This is a genomic window from Flaviflexus ciconiae (assembly GCF_003971195.1).
GTDB classification, from domain to species: domain Bacteria; phylum Actinomycetota; class Actinomycetes; order Actinomycetales; family Actinomycetaceae; genus Flaviflexus; species Flaviflexus ciconiae.
Genome location: NZ_CP034593.1, coordinates 662,802 through 677,793, shown reverse-complemented (window position 1 = coordinate 677,793; position 14,992 = coordinate 662,802). Strand labels below are relative to the sequence as shown.

Below are 14,992 nucleotides of genomic sequence, written 5' to 3'. Positions count from 1 at the left end.
AAGGCTTCGGCTTGAACGTTCACGCGTCGCTTCTACGCTGGTATTTTGCCCAGGGTACGCAGAATTACCAGCCAGGTGAAAGGGGTCGCCTACTGTTCAGGCAGGGGCTCTCGCGAATGGGTGACGTAAGAATAGCCTTCGGTAATTTCGAGACGGCGGTAGAGCATGCGTGCACGGTCGTTCCAGGACCACATACCGAAGGAAACGATCTCAACCTCGTCGAGCTCTCGATTGATTGTGCCAGCCATAACGGCACCGCCTATGCCGTTGCCCTGGAGTTCGGGATCGGTTCCCAGTCCGGCGAAGTGGGATCCATTGGTGCCATCGGCGTTGGGGAGCCGTTCAACTCCCATGGCTCCGCCAAGCAGGTTGCCATCGATGTACCCGTACCAGGTGAGATCATCGAGATCGCGTAGTGCCGACGTAGTTGGATTCGAAGCCGAGACGACGCGTTCAATCTCTGCCCGCCACGTGGGTAGGTCTAGGCGGGCGACAAATTCATCGCCCTTCGGTGTGGGTAGAGGCGAGTCACTGTAGAAGAAGTCCCACCGGTTGCCGATATGGGGGCCGAGCCAGTCGCGGTGACGGTCAGCTAAACCGTCATGAGTGTTGGACTGGAGCATGGCCCGCGAGGGTGCGGGCAGGGCACCCCGGCCCGGGAGGGCGGCGAGGTTACCCTCCGCCGCCTGCTCCCGTACCCGGTCGAGTGAGGTGTTCACCGCATCGGGTTCACCGATTGCGAGCATTCGTACGAACTCGTGTTCCTTCTCGCGGACGAGAAGGTCGTCGAAGTCCTTAAGTGGCTTGGCTGCGGTCAGGACAACGGCATGCTCGGGCCTACGTCGGTGAAGAGGTTGTGTCCCTCTTCCGCCATGGTCTGCCATCGCAAAGCCCCTGTCCTCCAGAACACCTCGGTTGACTGATCCATGGTCAGTTAGTTGAATCCTCTGCCTCGGTCTTCTCGGCATCGGACTCTTCATCCTTGGCCTTGGGCTTGGCATCCACGCCAGCTTCCTTACGCTGTTCGGGCGTAATGGGTGCCGGGGCATCGGTCAGCGGATCGTAGCCGCCACCCGACTTCGGGAAGGCGATGACGTCGCGGATCGACGGAGCATCGATGAGGAGTGCGACGATGCGGTCCCAGCCGAAGGCGATGCCGCCGTGGGGCGGTGCACCGTACTTGAAGGCGTCAAGGAGGAAGCCGAACTTCTCCTGCGCCTCTTCCTGCGACAGTCCCATGGTCTTGAAGACGCGCTCCTGAACATCAGAGCGGTGGATACGGATCGATCCGCCACCGATCTCGTTGCCGTTACAGACAATGTCGTAGGCATTGGACAGTGCGCTACCGGGGTCGGTGTCGAACGTGTCAAGATGCTCGGGCTTCGGTGCGGTGAACGCGTGGTGCACTGCGGTCCAGGCTCCCCCACCGACAGCAACGTCGCCCTCTGCCTTGGCCTCGGAGGCCGGCTTGAACATGGGGGCGTCGACAACCCAGACGAACGACCATTCCTTGCTGTCGATGAGGCCACAACGCTCACCGATCTCGAGGCGGGCCGCCCCGAGCAGTGCGCGAGACGACGTGATGTCGCCGGCAGCAAAGAAGATGCAGTCGCCGGGCTGAGCGCCGGTGGCGGCGGCAAGCCCGTCGCGCTCGGCTTCCGAAATGTTCTTGGCAACCGGGCCGCCGAGGGTGCCATCCTCCGCGAGGGTGACGTAGGCCAGGCCCTTGGCACCGCGGGCCTTCGCCCACTCCTGCCACTTGTCGAAGGTACGGCGCGGCTGGGAGCCACCGCCGGGCATGACAACAGCGCCAACATATTCGTTCTGGAATACGCGGAAGGGCGTGTCCTTGAAGTAGTCGGTGAGGTCGACAAGTTCCTGTCCGAAGCGCAGGTCCGGCTTGTCGGAACCGTATTTGGCCATCGCATCAGCGAAGGTCATGCGCGGGATCGGGGTCTTCAGGTCGTAGCCGATGAGCTTCCAGATCTCGGCAAGAACGTTCTCCGCAATCTCAATAACGTCATCCTGCTCGACGAACGACATCTCGACGTCCAGCTGGGTGAACTCGGGCTGACGGTCTGCGCGGAAGTCTTCATCGCGGTAGCAGCGTGCGATCTGGTAGTAGCGTTCCATGCCGGCCACCATGAGGAGCTGCTTGAACAGCTGCGGTGACTGCGGGAGTGCATACCAGGAACCGGGGGCAAGACGGGCCGGGACGAGGAAGTCGCGGGCACCCTCCGGGGTGGAACGAGTCAGCGTCGGGGTTTCAATCTCTACGAAGTCAGCATCATCAAGGACGGTGCGGGCGGCACGGTTAACCTTCGCGCGGAGACGAATAGCGTTCTGCTCGTACTTGCGACGCAGGTCAAGGTAGCGGTACTTGAGGCGGGTTTCCTCACCAACCTTCCCGGAGTCTTCGGCGTGCTCGGAGACCTGGAACGGAAGTGGTGCGGCGGAGTTGAGAACTTCGACGTCGTCGGCAACAACTTCAATATCGCCGGTGGGGATGCCGGCATTGGCGTTGCCCTCGGGGCGTTCGCGAACGGTCCCGGTCACCTGAATGACGTACTCGGAGCGGAGCTCGTGGGCAACCTCTTCGCGAATAACAACCTGGGCGATACCGGAGGCGTCACGAAGATCGATGAAGGCAATGCCTCCGTGGTCGCGGCGACGGTCAACCCAGCCGACGAGTGTAACGGTTTCTCCAATGTGGGAGGCCCGTAGGCTTCCCGTGTGGTGCGTACGAAGCACAATTCCTCAATTCTGTTTTGGTTCTAGCCCGCGAGACGAGCGGACCCGGGCGGAGGCGAGACGAGCCGGCGCCAGGAACCAGTCTAGGATACGCATCACCCATGTCCAGTTCTTGGCTTCGAAGACATGGGTGAGACAATGCCCATGATGGCTAAGATTTCCCGCAAACAACGCACCGCATCCGAATCGGCTCAGCGGTGGCTTCTGTGGACGGCTACCGCCATCATCACCTGCATCGCGTTCGAAACTCTCGCGGTGACAACGGCGATGCCGACGGTCACGAGGGAACTGCAGGGCGAGCACCTGTTCGCCCTGGCAAACGGAATCGCACTCGCCGCTCAGCTCATCACGACCGCCATCGCCGGCCAGTGGATCGATGCGAAGGGCGTGAAGCCAGCTCTATTTATCGGGCTGTCGATGTTCGCCCTAGGCCTTTTCATCTGCACAACATCACCGACAATCGAAATCTTCACGATCGGGCGCCTGGTGCAGGGGCTCGGTGGCGGACTCTGCATTGTCCCCCTCTACGTGCTGGTCGGGCGCCTCGTACCGTCCGACACGCAACCGAAGTTCTTCGCGTTCTTCTCTGCGGCCTGGGTCGTCCCTTCGCTCGTGGGCCCCGCCATCTCCGGTTTCCTTGTCGAACAGGCGCACTGGCGCTGGGTGTTCGCTATCGTTCCCATCGCTCTTGTAGTCATGATGCCGGTCATCGGCAAGGTGCTGAACATGCTTCCGCCGATGGAGTTCACCGGCAGCCTGAAGGGCATAAACAAGACGATCGGTGTCGCACTTGGTACCGGCGGTGCAGCCATCATTCTTCAAGTTCTTTCCGGCACGGAATCCGCGGACTTTACGCCCCTGACATTCATCATCATTGCGGTCGCGATGATCGCGGCGCTCGCATTCGTCCGCCCCCTTATTCCCCCTCGGACGATCACGCTTGGTCGCGGACTGCCGGCAACGATCGCTTTCCGAACCTTCCTGAACGGCACTTTCGTCGGGATTGAGATCTACCTGCCGCTCATGCTGCAACGGATTCACGGCTGGGATCCGTTTGAAGCGGGCCTGACCCTCACGGTTGGCTCCGTCACCTGGGCCGTCGGTTCGTTCATCCAGGCCCGCATCGTCGACCCCAGGAACAGAAAGTACATCGCCAACTGGGGTGCGTTCTTCATGTTGCTGGGCTGCCTCGGCACGATCCCCGTGGCCTTCGTATCCGTCTCACCGGGCTTCCTCGTTGCTGCCTGGGCTGTCGCGGGTCTCGGCATTGGCATGGCGCACCCGGCCATGTCCACGCATGCTCTCGGTCTCACCCCCGTCGAGAAGCAGGGCGGCACATCATCGTCGTTGCAGATGGCTGACAATCTTGGCTCTGCGCTCGCCATCGCCATCGCAGGCATCGCCTTCGCCCTCATCGCAGGCCAGGGCACAGCAGCTTTCGTTCTCCTCCTATCCGTCATGAGTGGCCTCGCCCTGTGCACCCTGCTCATCTCATTCCGTGTTGAGCCGAAGGTCACCACTTCGCCACTGCCCAACGAGGCCGATCCCCGGTAAGGTAGACGAGGCGCTAAAGAGCGCTGTAGAGGCGTCATAAGGCGCCGGGAATGCGCCCACGAGGCGCTGGAACAGGCTGACGCTGCCACTCTTGTGTGATTCGGGCAGGTTGGCAGATTGAGGAACACAATGGCGGATACGCCCGCATCAGACACCCCCGAAACACCTGAAGTAGAAGAAAACACCACCACTTTTGCCGATCTTGGACTGCCGTCCGACCTGCTTGAAGCGGTAGAAACTCTCGGCTTTACGACGCCCACCGCAATCCAGGAACAGACGATCCCGACCCTGCTCGGCGGCCGCGACGTTGTTGGCGTCGCACAGACCGGAACCGGCAAGACCGCCGCCTTCGGTCTTCCCCTTCTCGCACAGATCGACCCCGATAAGCGACGCGTCCAGGCGCTTGTCCTGGCACCCACCCGCGAGCTGGCGATGCAGGTTGCGGACGCTATCTCTGACTTCGCTCAAGTCAACCACGACATCAAGGTCCTTTCCGTTTACGGCGGCTCCTCGTACGTACCCCAGATCCGCGGGCTCGAGCGAGGCGCCCAGGTCGTTGTCGGAACCCCCGGCCGCGTCATGGACCTCATCGACAAGGGCGCTCTCAAGCTCAACAACGTTTCGTACTTCGTCCTCGACGAGGCCGACGAAATGCTCCGCATGGGATTTGCCGAAGACGTTGAAACGATCGCCGGATCGCTCCCCGCCGAAGGTAGGATCACGGCCCTCTTCTCGGCCACAATGCCTCCCCAGATCCGCAGGGTCGCCGACCAGCACATGACCGACCCGGAGCACATCTCCGTATCGAACCCCCGCTCCACCGTTTCCACGGTCAAGCAGACCTACGCGGTCGTGCCTTCCCGCCACAAGATCGGCGGACTCGCCCGCGTGCTGGCAACAACGGATGCTGACGCAGCAATTGTCTTCGTACGTACCCGCGCCTCCGCGGAGGAGCTCGCTCTCGAACTCAATGCACGCGGAGTGCAGGCCGCCGCCATTTCCGGCGACGTTGCCCAGCGTGACCGCGAGAAGCTCATCGAGCGTCTCCGCTCCGGCTTCCTCGATGTTCTCGTCGCCACCGACGTGGCGGCCCGTGGCCTTGACGTCGAGCGCATCGGACTCGTCATCAACTTCGACATCCCGAAGGAAATCGACACCTACGTGCACCGCATCGGCCGTACCGGCCGTGCCGGACGCGAAGGCGTTGCCCTTTCCTTCGTTACCCCGCGCGAGCGGGCCCGTCTCCGCAAGATCGAGCAGGCCACGAAGGCCAATATGGAAGAGGTCGACCTTCCGACCCCGGCAGAGGTCTCGAAGCTTCGCGCGAACCGCCTCATCAAGGAAGCCACCGAACGTTATTTCGTTGGCCGCCTCTCCGTATACCGCGAGGCCCTCGACTCGTTTAAGGCAGCCCAGGAGGCCGAGGAAACCGACATGTCGGTCGACGACCTGGTCTACGCGCTCCTCGCCATTGGCGTTCGCGATCCCGGCCCCCAGGCGAACGACGAACCGGACCGTCTTAACGTTCGCGACCGCGATCGTGACCGTGATCGCGATGATCGTGGCCCGCGTAAGGGACGCGACCGTGCACCGCTCCACGGATCACGCCGCTACCGCGTCGAGGTCGGCCACCGAGACGGCGTTAAGCCGGGTGCAATCGTCGGTGCTATCACCGGCGAAGGCGGCCTCCGCGGATCCGACCTGGGCAAGATCGACATTTATCCGTCGTTTTCCCTCGTCGAGATCGCCGGCGAGCTTTCGAGCGACGCCACCAACCGCATCTACGACGCCGAGGTATCCGGCAGGGCGCTCAAGATCCGTCCCGATGAAGGACCTCGTGGCGGTGGCGGACGCAAGTACGACCGCGGAGACCGTAAGTTTGATCGCGGTGAACGCGGCGGAGACCGCTTCAAGCGCGGCGGAGACAGATTTGATAAGCGTGGAGGTGACCGTTTCGACAAGCGTCGCAGCGGTGGCCCCAAGCGTCGCCGAGACTACTAGAGACAGCGGAGCGACACGTCACTTTTGAGTGACACCAGTGAGGCCCCTCTTCGGAGGGGCCTCACGCATGCATCTTCGCCGCCACCATCCTTGCCCGAAAACAGTAAAAGAAGACCGGCCCTGGACTTCCACAATGTGGAGAGCAGAACCGGTCGTGTTGCTAACTATAATATCAACGGCGCTGAGACATTCTCTATGATTCGTACTAGCAGTTCACCAAAGCAGCCCTGAGTAATCACATGCCCCGCGCAACTGAGCCCCACGGCTCACCCTGAGGATTCGGTTGCTAGCGAGATCCCTCAATCGGCTGGAAATTCCCAGGAGAACCTGTGGGATGTCGATGGTTTCTCGATATTCAATCTGAGCGCAATCAACCAAGTTCAGGAGATTTCACGGGGCGAATGCACCGTCTTTCTTGACGAGATCACCGGCGGCAAGTGCAATGGCAATGGTGTTGGCGGCACGCCGGACAACGAGAACTCGTTCCCGTAAGACTCCGTCTGTTGCCGGGTTCGTATCCCACCAGTAAATGGATGCGTCATCCAGCTTAGTGGCAGCAGGTATTGGATGATACCGAGCTCACGGTCTCCCAGCTCGGTATCATCCAATCCCTAAACCATCAACACCATCGCTCGCACGCTCAAAGAGACTTCGCCCCCAGCATTCACTGGACCTCGATCATCGTTGCTGTCATTGTGGCCATCGCAGTCTTCATCGCCTGGAAGTCCATCCCCAGCACAATCGATACGCCAGCCCAAGACCGCTGAACAACAGCACGTGAACTAACACCTTGAATTAGCACTGAGGTCCGCCCTTCAATTGGGTCGGACCTCAGCTCTGTTATTCATGTTGTAATCCGCGGAGTTAGCTTGGTTCAGAAAAATAGCGTCCGGATATTGGTCTTGAATACAGCTTCATCGTTGCGGAACTGTGTCGACTCCTGGCCCGCTCTAGCGAGCTCCAGATATAGTCAGAACCCCAAATGAGGATGTGTAGTCTCGCCCCCTACTTCTTCCGCCCAACCTTTGTTAGACGGTTCGAGATTTCTCCGAGTTCGCGGGAGTCTTCCAGTACCTTGTCGATACCGGAGAGCATGTGCTCCTCGGTTACGGGGGCAATCTCCTTGATGAGCTTCTTCTTCACCCTACGGCCAACGGCCTTTGATCCGCTGTTCAGGAATAGCCTGCCCAGCAGGGAGAGAATTAATCCGACAGCCAGTCCCCCGATAAAGAGTAGCGGCGGTAGTGGAGTCTCCCCAATCATCGGAGGTTCGGGGAGCGGAAGAACCATGGCGTTAGCTAGCCAGATTGCTCCGAGCCAGAGAAGACCAACGACGGCGACAACAAAGAAGAGCCACTGGAGGAAGTTCATGATCGACCACCACGCAGGCTTCTTTGCGTAACCCAAATCTGCCTTGGCGATGATGCGGTCAGCCTGATCGAGAACATTACCCGTCCGGTACTCGGCGGCCTCGGCGGCATCCCGCTGCCAGGCTGCGGGCAAACCTTCGGCAGCGTTCGTGACGACGGTGCGCACGAGTCCGCGGACCTGCGACTCTTTCGCGGGCGTTGCACGAACGCCCGTCAGGGTTGGAATCTCGCCCTTCTCCGGCACGAGATGAAGTCCCTTGAGCGGATCGACGCGAACACCGCGGAGCCAGCGCAGCGCCGGCCATCCCACACTCTTCTTGCCGCGGTACATGTACGAACCGGAGGCTGCCTTTGCGACCTGGTCCACGCCCGCTGCGTTTGCAACGGCACTGGCAATTTCCTGCCGGTCCTTCTTCGTGATTCCGGCGGGGGCGCTACCGACCTGCTTACCGAGTTCACGACCGACCGATCGCACATCCGCGCTCATGCGGTCGTAAGCGGCTTGCTGGGAGCCCGCAACCCGCTCAATGGTGGTACGGAGCGTTTCAACACCTTCACCGGTCCGTGCGGAGGTCGCAATGATCTCGGCTTCCAGTCCGTCTTCTCGAATGATCTTCTGCGCATCAGAGATCATCCCGGGGCGTTCATCAGCGTCGACCGTATCAATTTGGTTGAGAACGACAAGCGTGACATCCGAATGCTCGGACATGACGCGCAGATAGTCTTCGTGGACGACAGCATCCGCGTACTTCTGGGGGTCGAGAACCCAGACAAGAACGTCAACAACACCGGCGAGCCGCGTGGCGATCTCCCGGTTAGCTTCCTCCGTCGAATCAATATCGGGCATGTCCAACAGGACGATCCGATCCCCGTGGGAGGAGAACATCCCGGGCTTCACGTGACGGTCTCTGACATCGAGCCAGTCAAGCACTTCGGCGGCGGGCTGTTCCGACACGGACATCGGCGCATTAGTCGTTGGCCTGCGTGCGGCCACCCTTGCAAAATCTGAGCCCGTCAACGCATTGAAGAGCGAGGACTTCCCCGAACCGGTCGCACCAAAAAGGGCGACAACGGTCGTCTCGAGACCGGCGGCCTGCCTTTCGACAACCGCTTCTTTGAGTTCGAAAGCTCGCGAAAGCAGGTCCAGATCAACTCTTCCCTCCGCGATTTCAAGCGCCCTCGACAGGTCATGCAAGCCTTCGTTCAGAGTGGTCACTGGCCGTTCTCCTCTCGTCGGGCTGCGGACAGGAGTGCGAGAACCTCGGCAAGATCATCTCCCGCAGAAGCATCAACGCCAAGTGTTGCCAGTTCGGAGCGGAACGGCTCAGCGTCGGTAACCATGAAAGCTCCTGCCCTCTCGTGGAGGTCCTTCAGTGCCGACTGCGCCATGCGACGCACCGCCTCATCTCCGAAGATGGCTTCGAGGAGCTTCTGCGCCACGACGGCAGTGCCGCCCGCGACAACCACCTCACCACCGGACAGTCCGGCGGTGGAGGCAAAGATAACGATCATGAGGGCGATGGCAACAGTGTTGAGGCCCAGGGACAGGACTCGCGCGGAAGCGCGCTTGTCCTTCCCCTCTTCCTGAATGAGGGCGGAAAGGGTTGCCTGCCACTGGCGAACAAGTTCGGTGGCCGCCTCTCGGCGGTCTTCAGGGGTGCGCAGGCGTGCGGCGGCGTTGGCAACGAGTCGTTCCCCGCCCAGGCCGCGGGCCCAAGCCCGTTCTACGGTGGCAATAGCGGACTCGGTTTCGCCAACCAGCATGTGGGCGATTCCGTCTTCAATGGCGACCTCGACCTGCTCGGCCTGTGCCTTACCATCGCCCCTAAACCAGGAACTGATCTTGTCCCTGATCTTGCCGACCCCTGCCTCCACCTGGCGGAGGATCTCTCCCGTGCCAACAAAATCCTGCCAGCGGGCGAGCACCTCACCGCGAAGAACGGAGCCGTCGTCGACGGCTGACACAACCTTGCTGTGTGCCGAAGCAAAAGCATCATCGACCTGGGAGGCGAGGGTCACGAGCGCGGAACGCTGCTCATCAAGTGCCGGAAGGAGCCCGCGGCCGCGGATGGCGACAGCGTCGACCGCTCCCCCAAGCGTCTGTCGTGCGACAGCGGTTCTCGCAGCGGAATCGTGGGCAAGGCCTTCGAGCCAGGCCCGCACGTGCGAAACATCGGCCTCGGGAATAAAGCCATCTTCACCAAGATCCGTCTCGCCGATAACGAACAGAGGTGCGTGGGAAAGACCCCGCTCCTCGAGCCGGCGGGAAAGATCGGCACGAACCTCCACCCCAACACCGGATGGCACGCGGTTCAGAACAATCGCGATCACAATATTGCGGGAAGCGGCCTCGTCCAGCAGGGCCCACGGAATAGCGTCCGCGTACCTCGCTGCCGTTGTCACAAACAGCCAGAGATCCGCGGCGGACAGAAGCTGGGCCGCGAGGCGCCTGTTCTCCTCGACAATGGAGTCGATGTCGGGAGAATCAAGCAGGGCAAGTCCCTCGGGAAGGGTGTCGACCGATGCGAGTTCGAGCTCGGTATGCGAACCACCGGCAGATCCGCGCACGCGGGCCAGCTCGGGAAGAATCCGGTCGCCCTCGAACCACGCCCTATCGGCCGTGTTGTGAACGAGAAGCGGGGTACGCGTCGTCGGCCTGATGGCACTCGAATGAGCAACGTTCCGTTGGGTGAGGGCGTTGACGAGTGCGGACTTGCCGGACCCGGTGGAACCGCCGACAACGGTGAGGAGCGGAGCATCGAGGGACGCGTAGCGGGGCAGAATGTAGTCATCGAGCTGATGACGCAGGTCCACCGTCTCTTCGCGGGCGTCCTCGGACTGCGGCAGGTCGAGCGGGAAGCCCAACCTGTCGAGTGTCTGTCGTAGATCCTCCAGCAGGCTGGCTACCTCGGCGGCCGACCTGCCGATGCCGGCGGGCGCTCTCACGAAAGCATCCGGACGGTCGGGTGCAGATCCTCTGCGGGCGGGGCCCACTGGGCCGCGTCAGCGTCCACCTGTTCACCGGAGCGAATATCCTTGACCGAATCGGGATCGCCGGGGAACCAAACGAAGGGGATTCCGCGCCGATCGGCGTAGCGGATCTGCTTACCGAACTTCGCGGCCGACGGGGAGACCTCGGTCGGGATCCCGCGGTCGCGAAGCTGAACGGCAATGCGCTCAGAAGCACGCCGGTGTTCCTCATCCATAACGGCAACCAGAACGGCCGTGGGAACCGACCGGGAGGCTTCAACCAGCGGAGTGCCCAGCACGCGTGCAAGAACGCGAGAAACGCCGATAGAAAGTCCGACACCCGGGTACGTCTTCTTGCCGTCCGTGGCGAGCGAATCGTAGCGTCCACCCGAGCAGACTGAACCAAGATCCTCGTGACCGACCATGGTGGACTCGTACACGGTACCCGTGTAGTAGTCGAGACCGCGGGCGATCTTCAGGTCGGCAACGATCGAGCCAGGCATGAGCTCATTAGCACCCTCAACAAGATCGACGAGCTCGTTCAGGCCCGTATCGAGTCGCTCGGAGCGCGCGCCGAGCGCGAGTACCTGATCGGCGATCGAGCCGTCCGAACCGGTGATTGCCGCAAGTGTGAGTGCCTGAGATGCCTGCTCGTCAGTGGCTCCGTCTGCCATAAGCATTTCGGCCACAGCCTTCTCGCCGATCTTGTCAAGCTTGTCGATGGCGCGAAGAGCGCCCTCAATATCTGCCAGGCCGATGGCCTCGTAGAAGCCCTGGGCGACTTTGCGGTTCGAGGCGCGGACAACAACCTTGGGAATGGGGAGCTTGGAGAGCGCATCGACCATGACGAGCGGCAGCTCCATGTCGTGGTGCTGGGACAGAGTGTCCTGCCCGACAACGTCGACGTCGGCCTGGACGAACTCGCGGAAGCGGCCGTCTTGGGGGCGCTCGCCGCGCCAGACCTTTTGGATCTGGTAGCGCTTGAACGGGAACATGAGGCGTCCCGCGTTCTCCACAACGTAGCGTGCCAGCGGCACCGTCAGGTCAAAATGGAGTCCCAGCTCGGCATCGTCAGTGGCCTGGTCCGCCTGAAGGCGGGAAAGCAGGTAGATTTCCTTGGACGTCTCGCCCTTGGAGAGAAGCTGAGAAACGGGCTCCACTGCCCGAGTTTCGATTCCCGAGAACCCGTGCAGCTCAAACGTCCTCTGCAATGTGCTGAGGACATGCTGCTCGACGAGCCTCTGCTCGGGAAGCCATTCCGGGAAGCCGGAGAGTGAGAAATGACGTGCCATGGTCGCTATTCTCTCACGCCGACAAATTCAACGGCGTGAAGTAACCGGCAGTGTGGGGAAGTAATCAAGCATCGGCCATGGCAGCCCCGCGAAGGAACTGATTGGCCTGAAGCTGGTAACCCAGAGTTGAGAGCTGGCCGTGGCCCGTTGCAATCACCGTATCGGGATTGATCGCGACGGAAAGCATGCGCAACGTCGCCTTCATCTCACGCTCGTCGCCACCTGGAAGATCCGTGCGGCCAATCGAGTCACCGAGGATGACATCACCGAGGAACATGAATGCCACGGGTTCCGGTTCTCCATTCCCACCTGCGCCGCAGTCGCAACCGTCGCACCCGCCACCGCCGCAACCATCCTGCGATACGGTGATCGCTCCTTCGCCTTCTTCAAGGATTCCTGCGCTGAGGTATCCAACCGAGCCCTCGGTGTGTCCGGGGACCATCACGGCGCGTACCGGGAAACCAGGCATAATCTGCGCACCAGATCCCTGAAGGCACAGCTCTGGAATGACCTCAATGTTCGTGGGCTTGACCCATTCGGATCCCATAGCTTCAGCGGCACCAACAAGGCCCGGGACCTGGTCCAGGGGGTTGTCGAGCCGGTACAGGTCCGGCCTAGAGATAAAGACGGGCTTGTCCCCCGCTACCGCGGCAGCATCCCACACGTGGTCGGGATGTCCATGAGTGAGAAGAACACCGGCGAGTTTAAGGCCCTCCTTGGTGAGTTTGTTCGCTACCCAGCCGGCACTACCCGCACCCGGGTCCACGACCATAGCCTGCTTAGTTTCGGTGTTTTCCCAGACATAGCAATTCGCATTGAGTGCAGTCTCGGTGTAGATGAACAAACGCATGACACTACGTTATCCCGGTTCACGAATCTCACCAACACCGTGCAATTTTGTTTCATTGCCACGATGTGAGGCAGAACATCGTACACTGGATGACGTCCCGAATACGAGAACGGTCACGCTGACGCCGACCCCGTCCCCAAGGAGCAAAAATGACGCAGCCAACACCGGGTCAAGAACCCACCACCAACGATTCCACCGAGCAGGCGGAATCCCCCATCGAGCAGGCGAATGCCAATAAGGACACTGCGTCGCAGGCACCTGCCGAAACCGAGCAGAACACTGCCGCCGAGGCACCCGCCCCGGAAGCACCCGCCCCGGAAGCACCCGTAGAAGCCCCAGCACAAGCGCCCGCACCTGACGCCGAGACGCCGGTCGAAGAGGCACCGGCAGAACCCGTCGCCCCGGAGCAGGCCGCTTCCAGCGGAGGATCTGCCGCCGAAGCGCCGTCAGAGCAGGTCTCCACCAGCGAAGAACCTGCTGCCGAAGCACCGGCAGGGCCCACTGCGACCGAGGCGAAGCCAGCGGCACCGGTCGCCGAGAAGGCGGACGAGGCAGCCGAAAGCCCTGCGGAGAAGCCAGCGGAGCCTGCCGCCCCGGCGGGACCCCCTGCGGTTCCGCATGGCGTAGCTGGCAAGCCCCGGCCGACTCCCTCGCCTGCGCCGGGACGTCCGACGCCGAAGCCCCCGAAGAGCGGTCCGAAGCCTCCCCCGGTTCCGCACAAGCCGGCCAGCAAGCCCGCAGTTGTACCACCGACACCTCCGATTGATCCCAAGGCCGCTTCCGAGGCCGCCGCGTGGGGCCGCGTTGATGACGAGGGGAACGTGTACCTCCGAGCATCCGGCGACGGTGGCGAGAGGCTCGTTGGACAGTACGCGATTGGCGACTCGAAGGACGATGCCCTGTCAGTCTACGTTCGCCGGTACCTGGACCTTGTTGCTCAGGCTTCGCTCCTGGAGTCCCGTCTCGAAATCGTCAACCCACAAGAGATTATCCCGGGTCTCAAGACGCTCGATGAGGCGCTTGTTGAGCCCGCGGTTGTCGGCGATGTCGATGCTCTTCGTGCCCGCGTCGAGGCAATCCGCGAACGACTGAAGGTTCGTCAGGCGGAGTTCGATGAGGAACGCAAGGTTGCGAAGCTACAGGCTCTCGCCGATCGCACCTCCATCATTGAACGTGCCGAAGCAATCGCCGCGCAGGATCCCGATAAGACTCACTGGCGCGACTCCCGCAATGAGCTGTCCTCCCTGCTTGAGCAGTGGAAGCGTGCTCAGAAGGCCGGTCCGAGGATCGACCGAACCGCTGAAGAGGGACTGTGGAAGCGGTTCTCTCGTGCACGCACGGAGTTCGACCGTCACCGTCGTCAGCACTTCTCGAAGGTTGAAGCCAACCGCAACGAGGTAACGGCCCGCAAGGAAGCACTCATCAAGCGCGCCGAGGAGATGTCGTCGTCGACCGACTGGGGAGCAACCTCCGCCGCCTACCGCGACCTGCTCGAAGAGTGGAAGGCCGCAGGCCGGATCACCCGCAAGGAAGATGACAAGCTGTGGGCCCGTTTCCGCGCCGCACAGCAGGTCTTCTTCGATGCTCGCCAGGCCGACCGCGACTCGATCAACTCCGAGCAGAACGAGAATCTTGCCGCAAAGCTGGAACTTATCAAGGAAGCCGAAGCGATCCTCCCGATCAAGGACATCCAGGTAGCAAAGAACAAGCTCCACGACATCCAGGATCGCTGGGAACAGATCGGATTCGTCCCCCGCAAGGACATTTCCCGCACCGAGGGCAGGCTCCGCGACGTTGAGTCCGCTGTCCGCGCGGCAGAGGATGAGCAGTGGCGCAAGTCCGATCCGTCAAAGATCGAGCGCGCCACCGGCTTTGCCGCGCAGCTTGAGGACGCCATTGCCAAGCACGAGCAGGAGCTCGCCGACGCACAGGCAAAGGGTGACGAGAAGGCCGCGCAACGCGCCCAGGAAGCACTTGACGCACGCCGCGCCTGGCTCCAGCAGCTGAAGTAGCACTCGCCCGGTAACACACCGGAACAGGAGGGGGATCGGAACTATATCCGGTCCCCCTCTTTGCATCCATCCGCCCACTTCGACCTTGTTTGGCCCAGGGGGACGCTCAAACCTCGTTGTACCCGTGTGCGTGCTCCGAGCTCGTTGTGTCCATTTGCCACATCCGGGCAATCCGATTCTTTCCGCAGTCGG

Annotated in this window: 10 protein-coding genes; 4 read left to right on the top strand and 6 right to left on the bottom strand. The window is 61.7% G+C overall.

Features of this window, described 5'->3' with window-relative positions:
• Positions 1 to 89 precede the first annotated feature (89 nt).
• Together EJ997_RS03105 and aspS are read right to left on the bottom strand one after the other, a co-directional pair.
• Positions 90 to 884, bottom strand: a complete 795-nt coding sequence (locus tag EJ997_RS03105) for a GNAT family N-acetyltransferase (RefSeq protein WP_164719751.1) — start codon at positions 882 to 884, stop codon at positions 90 to 92.
• 46 nt (positions 885 to 930) lie between these two features.
• The gene (aspS, locus tag EJ997_RS03100; RefSeq protein WP_126703285.1) at positions 931 to 2,751 is read right to left on the bottom strand and encodes an aspartate--tRNA ligase; all 1,821 of its coding nucleotides are present in this window, start codon (positions 2,749 to 2,751) and stop codon (positions 931 to 933) included.
• Between the two features lie 144 nt (positions 2,752 to 2,895).
• Here aspS and EJ997_RS03095 point away from each other — a divergent pair, with 144 nt between their 5' ends.
• The 3 genes from EJ997_RS03095 to EJ997_RS03085 all read left to right on the top strand — a co-directional run bounded on the left by EJ997_RS03095 (position 2,896) and on the right by EJ997_RS03085 (position 7,073).
• Positions 2,896 to 4,305 carry an MFS transporter gene (locus EJ997_RS03095; RefSeq protein ID WP_164719749.1) on the top strand — a complete coding sequence of 470 codons (1,410 nt, stop codon included), beginning with the start codon at positions 2,896 to 2,898 and terminating at the stop codon, positions 4,303 to 4,305.
• A 129-nt stretch (positions 4,306 to 4,434) separates the two neighbouring features.
• Complete coding sequence (locus EJ997_RS03090) at positions 4,435 to 6,306, top strand: DEAD/DEAH box helicase (protein WP_126703283.1); 1,872 nt, start codon at positions 4,435 to 4,437, stop codon at positions 6,304 to 6,306.
• Between the two features lie 563 nt (positions 6,307 to 6,869).
• Complete coding sequence (locus EJ997_RS03085) at positions 6,870 to 7,073, top strand: hypothetical protein (RefSeq protein WP_126703282.1); 204 nt, start codon at positions 6,870 to 6,872, stop codon at positions 7,071 to 7,073.
• A 238-nt stretch (positions 7,074 to 7,311) separates the two neighbouring features.
• Here EJ997_RS03085 and EJ997_RS03080 read toward each other — a convergent pair whose 3' ends face one another.
• The 4 genes from EJ997_RS03080 to EJ997_RS03065 form a co-directional block, all read right to left on the bottom strand.
• Entirely contained in the window at positions 7,312 to 8,892 is a 1,581-nt protein-coding gene (locus EJ997_RS03080; protein ID WP_126703281.1) for a GTPase, read from the bottom strand.
• Complete coding sequence (locus EJ997_RS03075; RefSeq protein ID WP_228201563.1) at positions 8,889 to 10,622, bottom strand: GTPase domain-containing protein; 1,734 nt, start codon at positions 10,620 to 10,622, stop codon at positions 8,889 to 8,891. Before EJ997_RS03075 ends, EJ997_RS03080 begins: the two co-directional genes overlap by 4 nt.
• The gene (gene hisS / locus EJ997_RS03070; protein ID WP_126703280.1) at positions 10,619 to 11,938 is read right to left on the bottom strand and encodes a histidine--tRNA ligase; all 1,320 of its coding nucleotides are present in this window, start codon (positions 11,936 to 11,938) and stop codon (positions 10,619 to 10,621) included. The genes EJ997_RS03075 and hisS overlap by 4 nt, the downstream gene beginning before the upstream one ends.
• Before the next feature lie 64 nt (positions 11,939 to 12,002).
• Complete coding sequence (locus tag EJ997_RS03065; RefSeq protein WP_126703279.1) at positions 12,003 to 12,788, bottom strand: MBL fold metallo-hydrolase; 786 nt, start codon at positions 12,786 to 12,788, stop codon at positions 12,003 to 12,005.
• 149 nt (positions 12,789 to 12,937) lie between these two features.
• Between EJ997_RS03065 and EJ997_RS03060 the strand changes: the two genes are divergently transcribed.
• Positions 12,938 to 14,800, top strand: a complete 1,863-nt coding sequence (locus EJ997_RS03060; protein ID WP_126703278.1) for a DUF349 domain-containing protein — start codon at positions 12,938 to 12,940, stop codon at positions 14,798 to 14,800.
• The last annotated feature ends 192 nt before the right edge of the window (positions 14,801 to 14,992 follow it).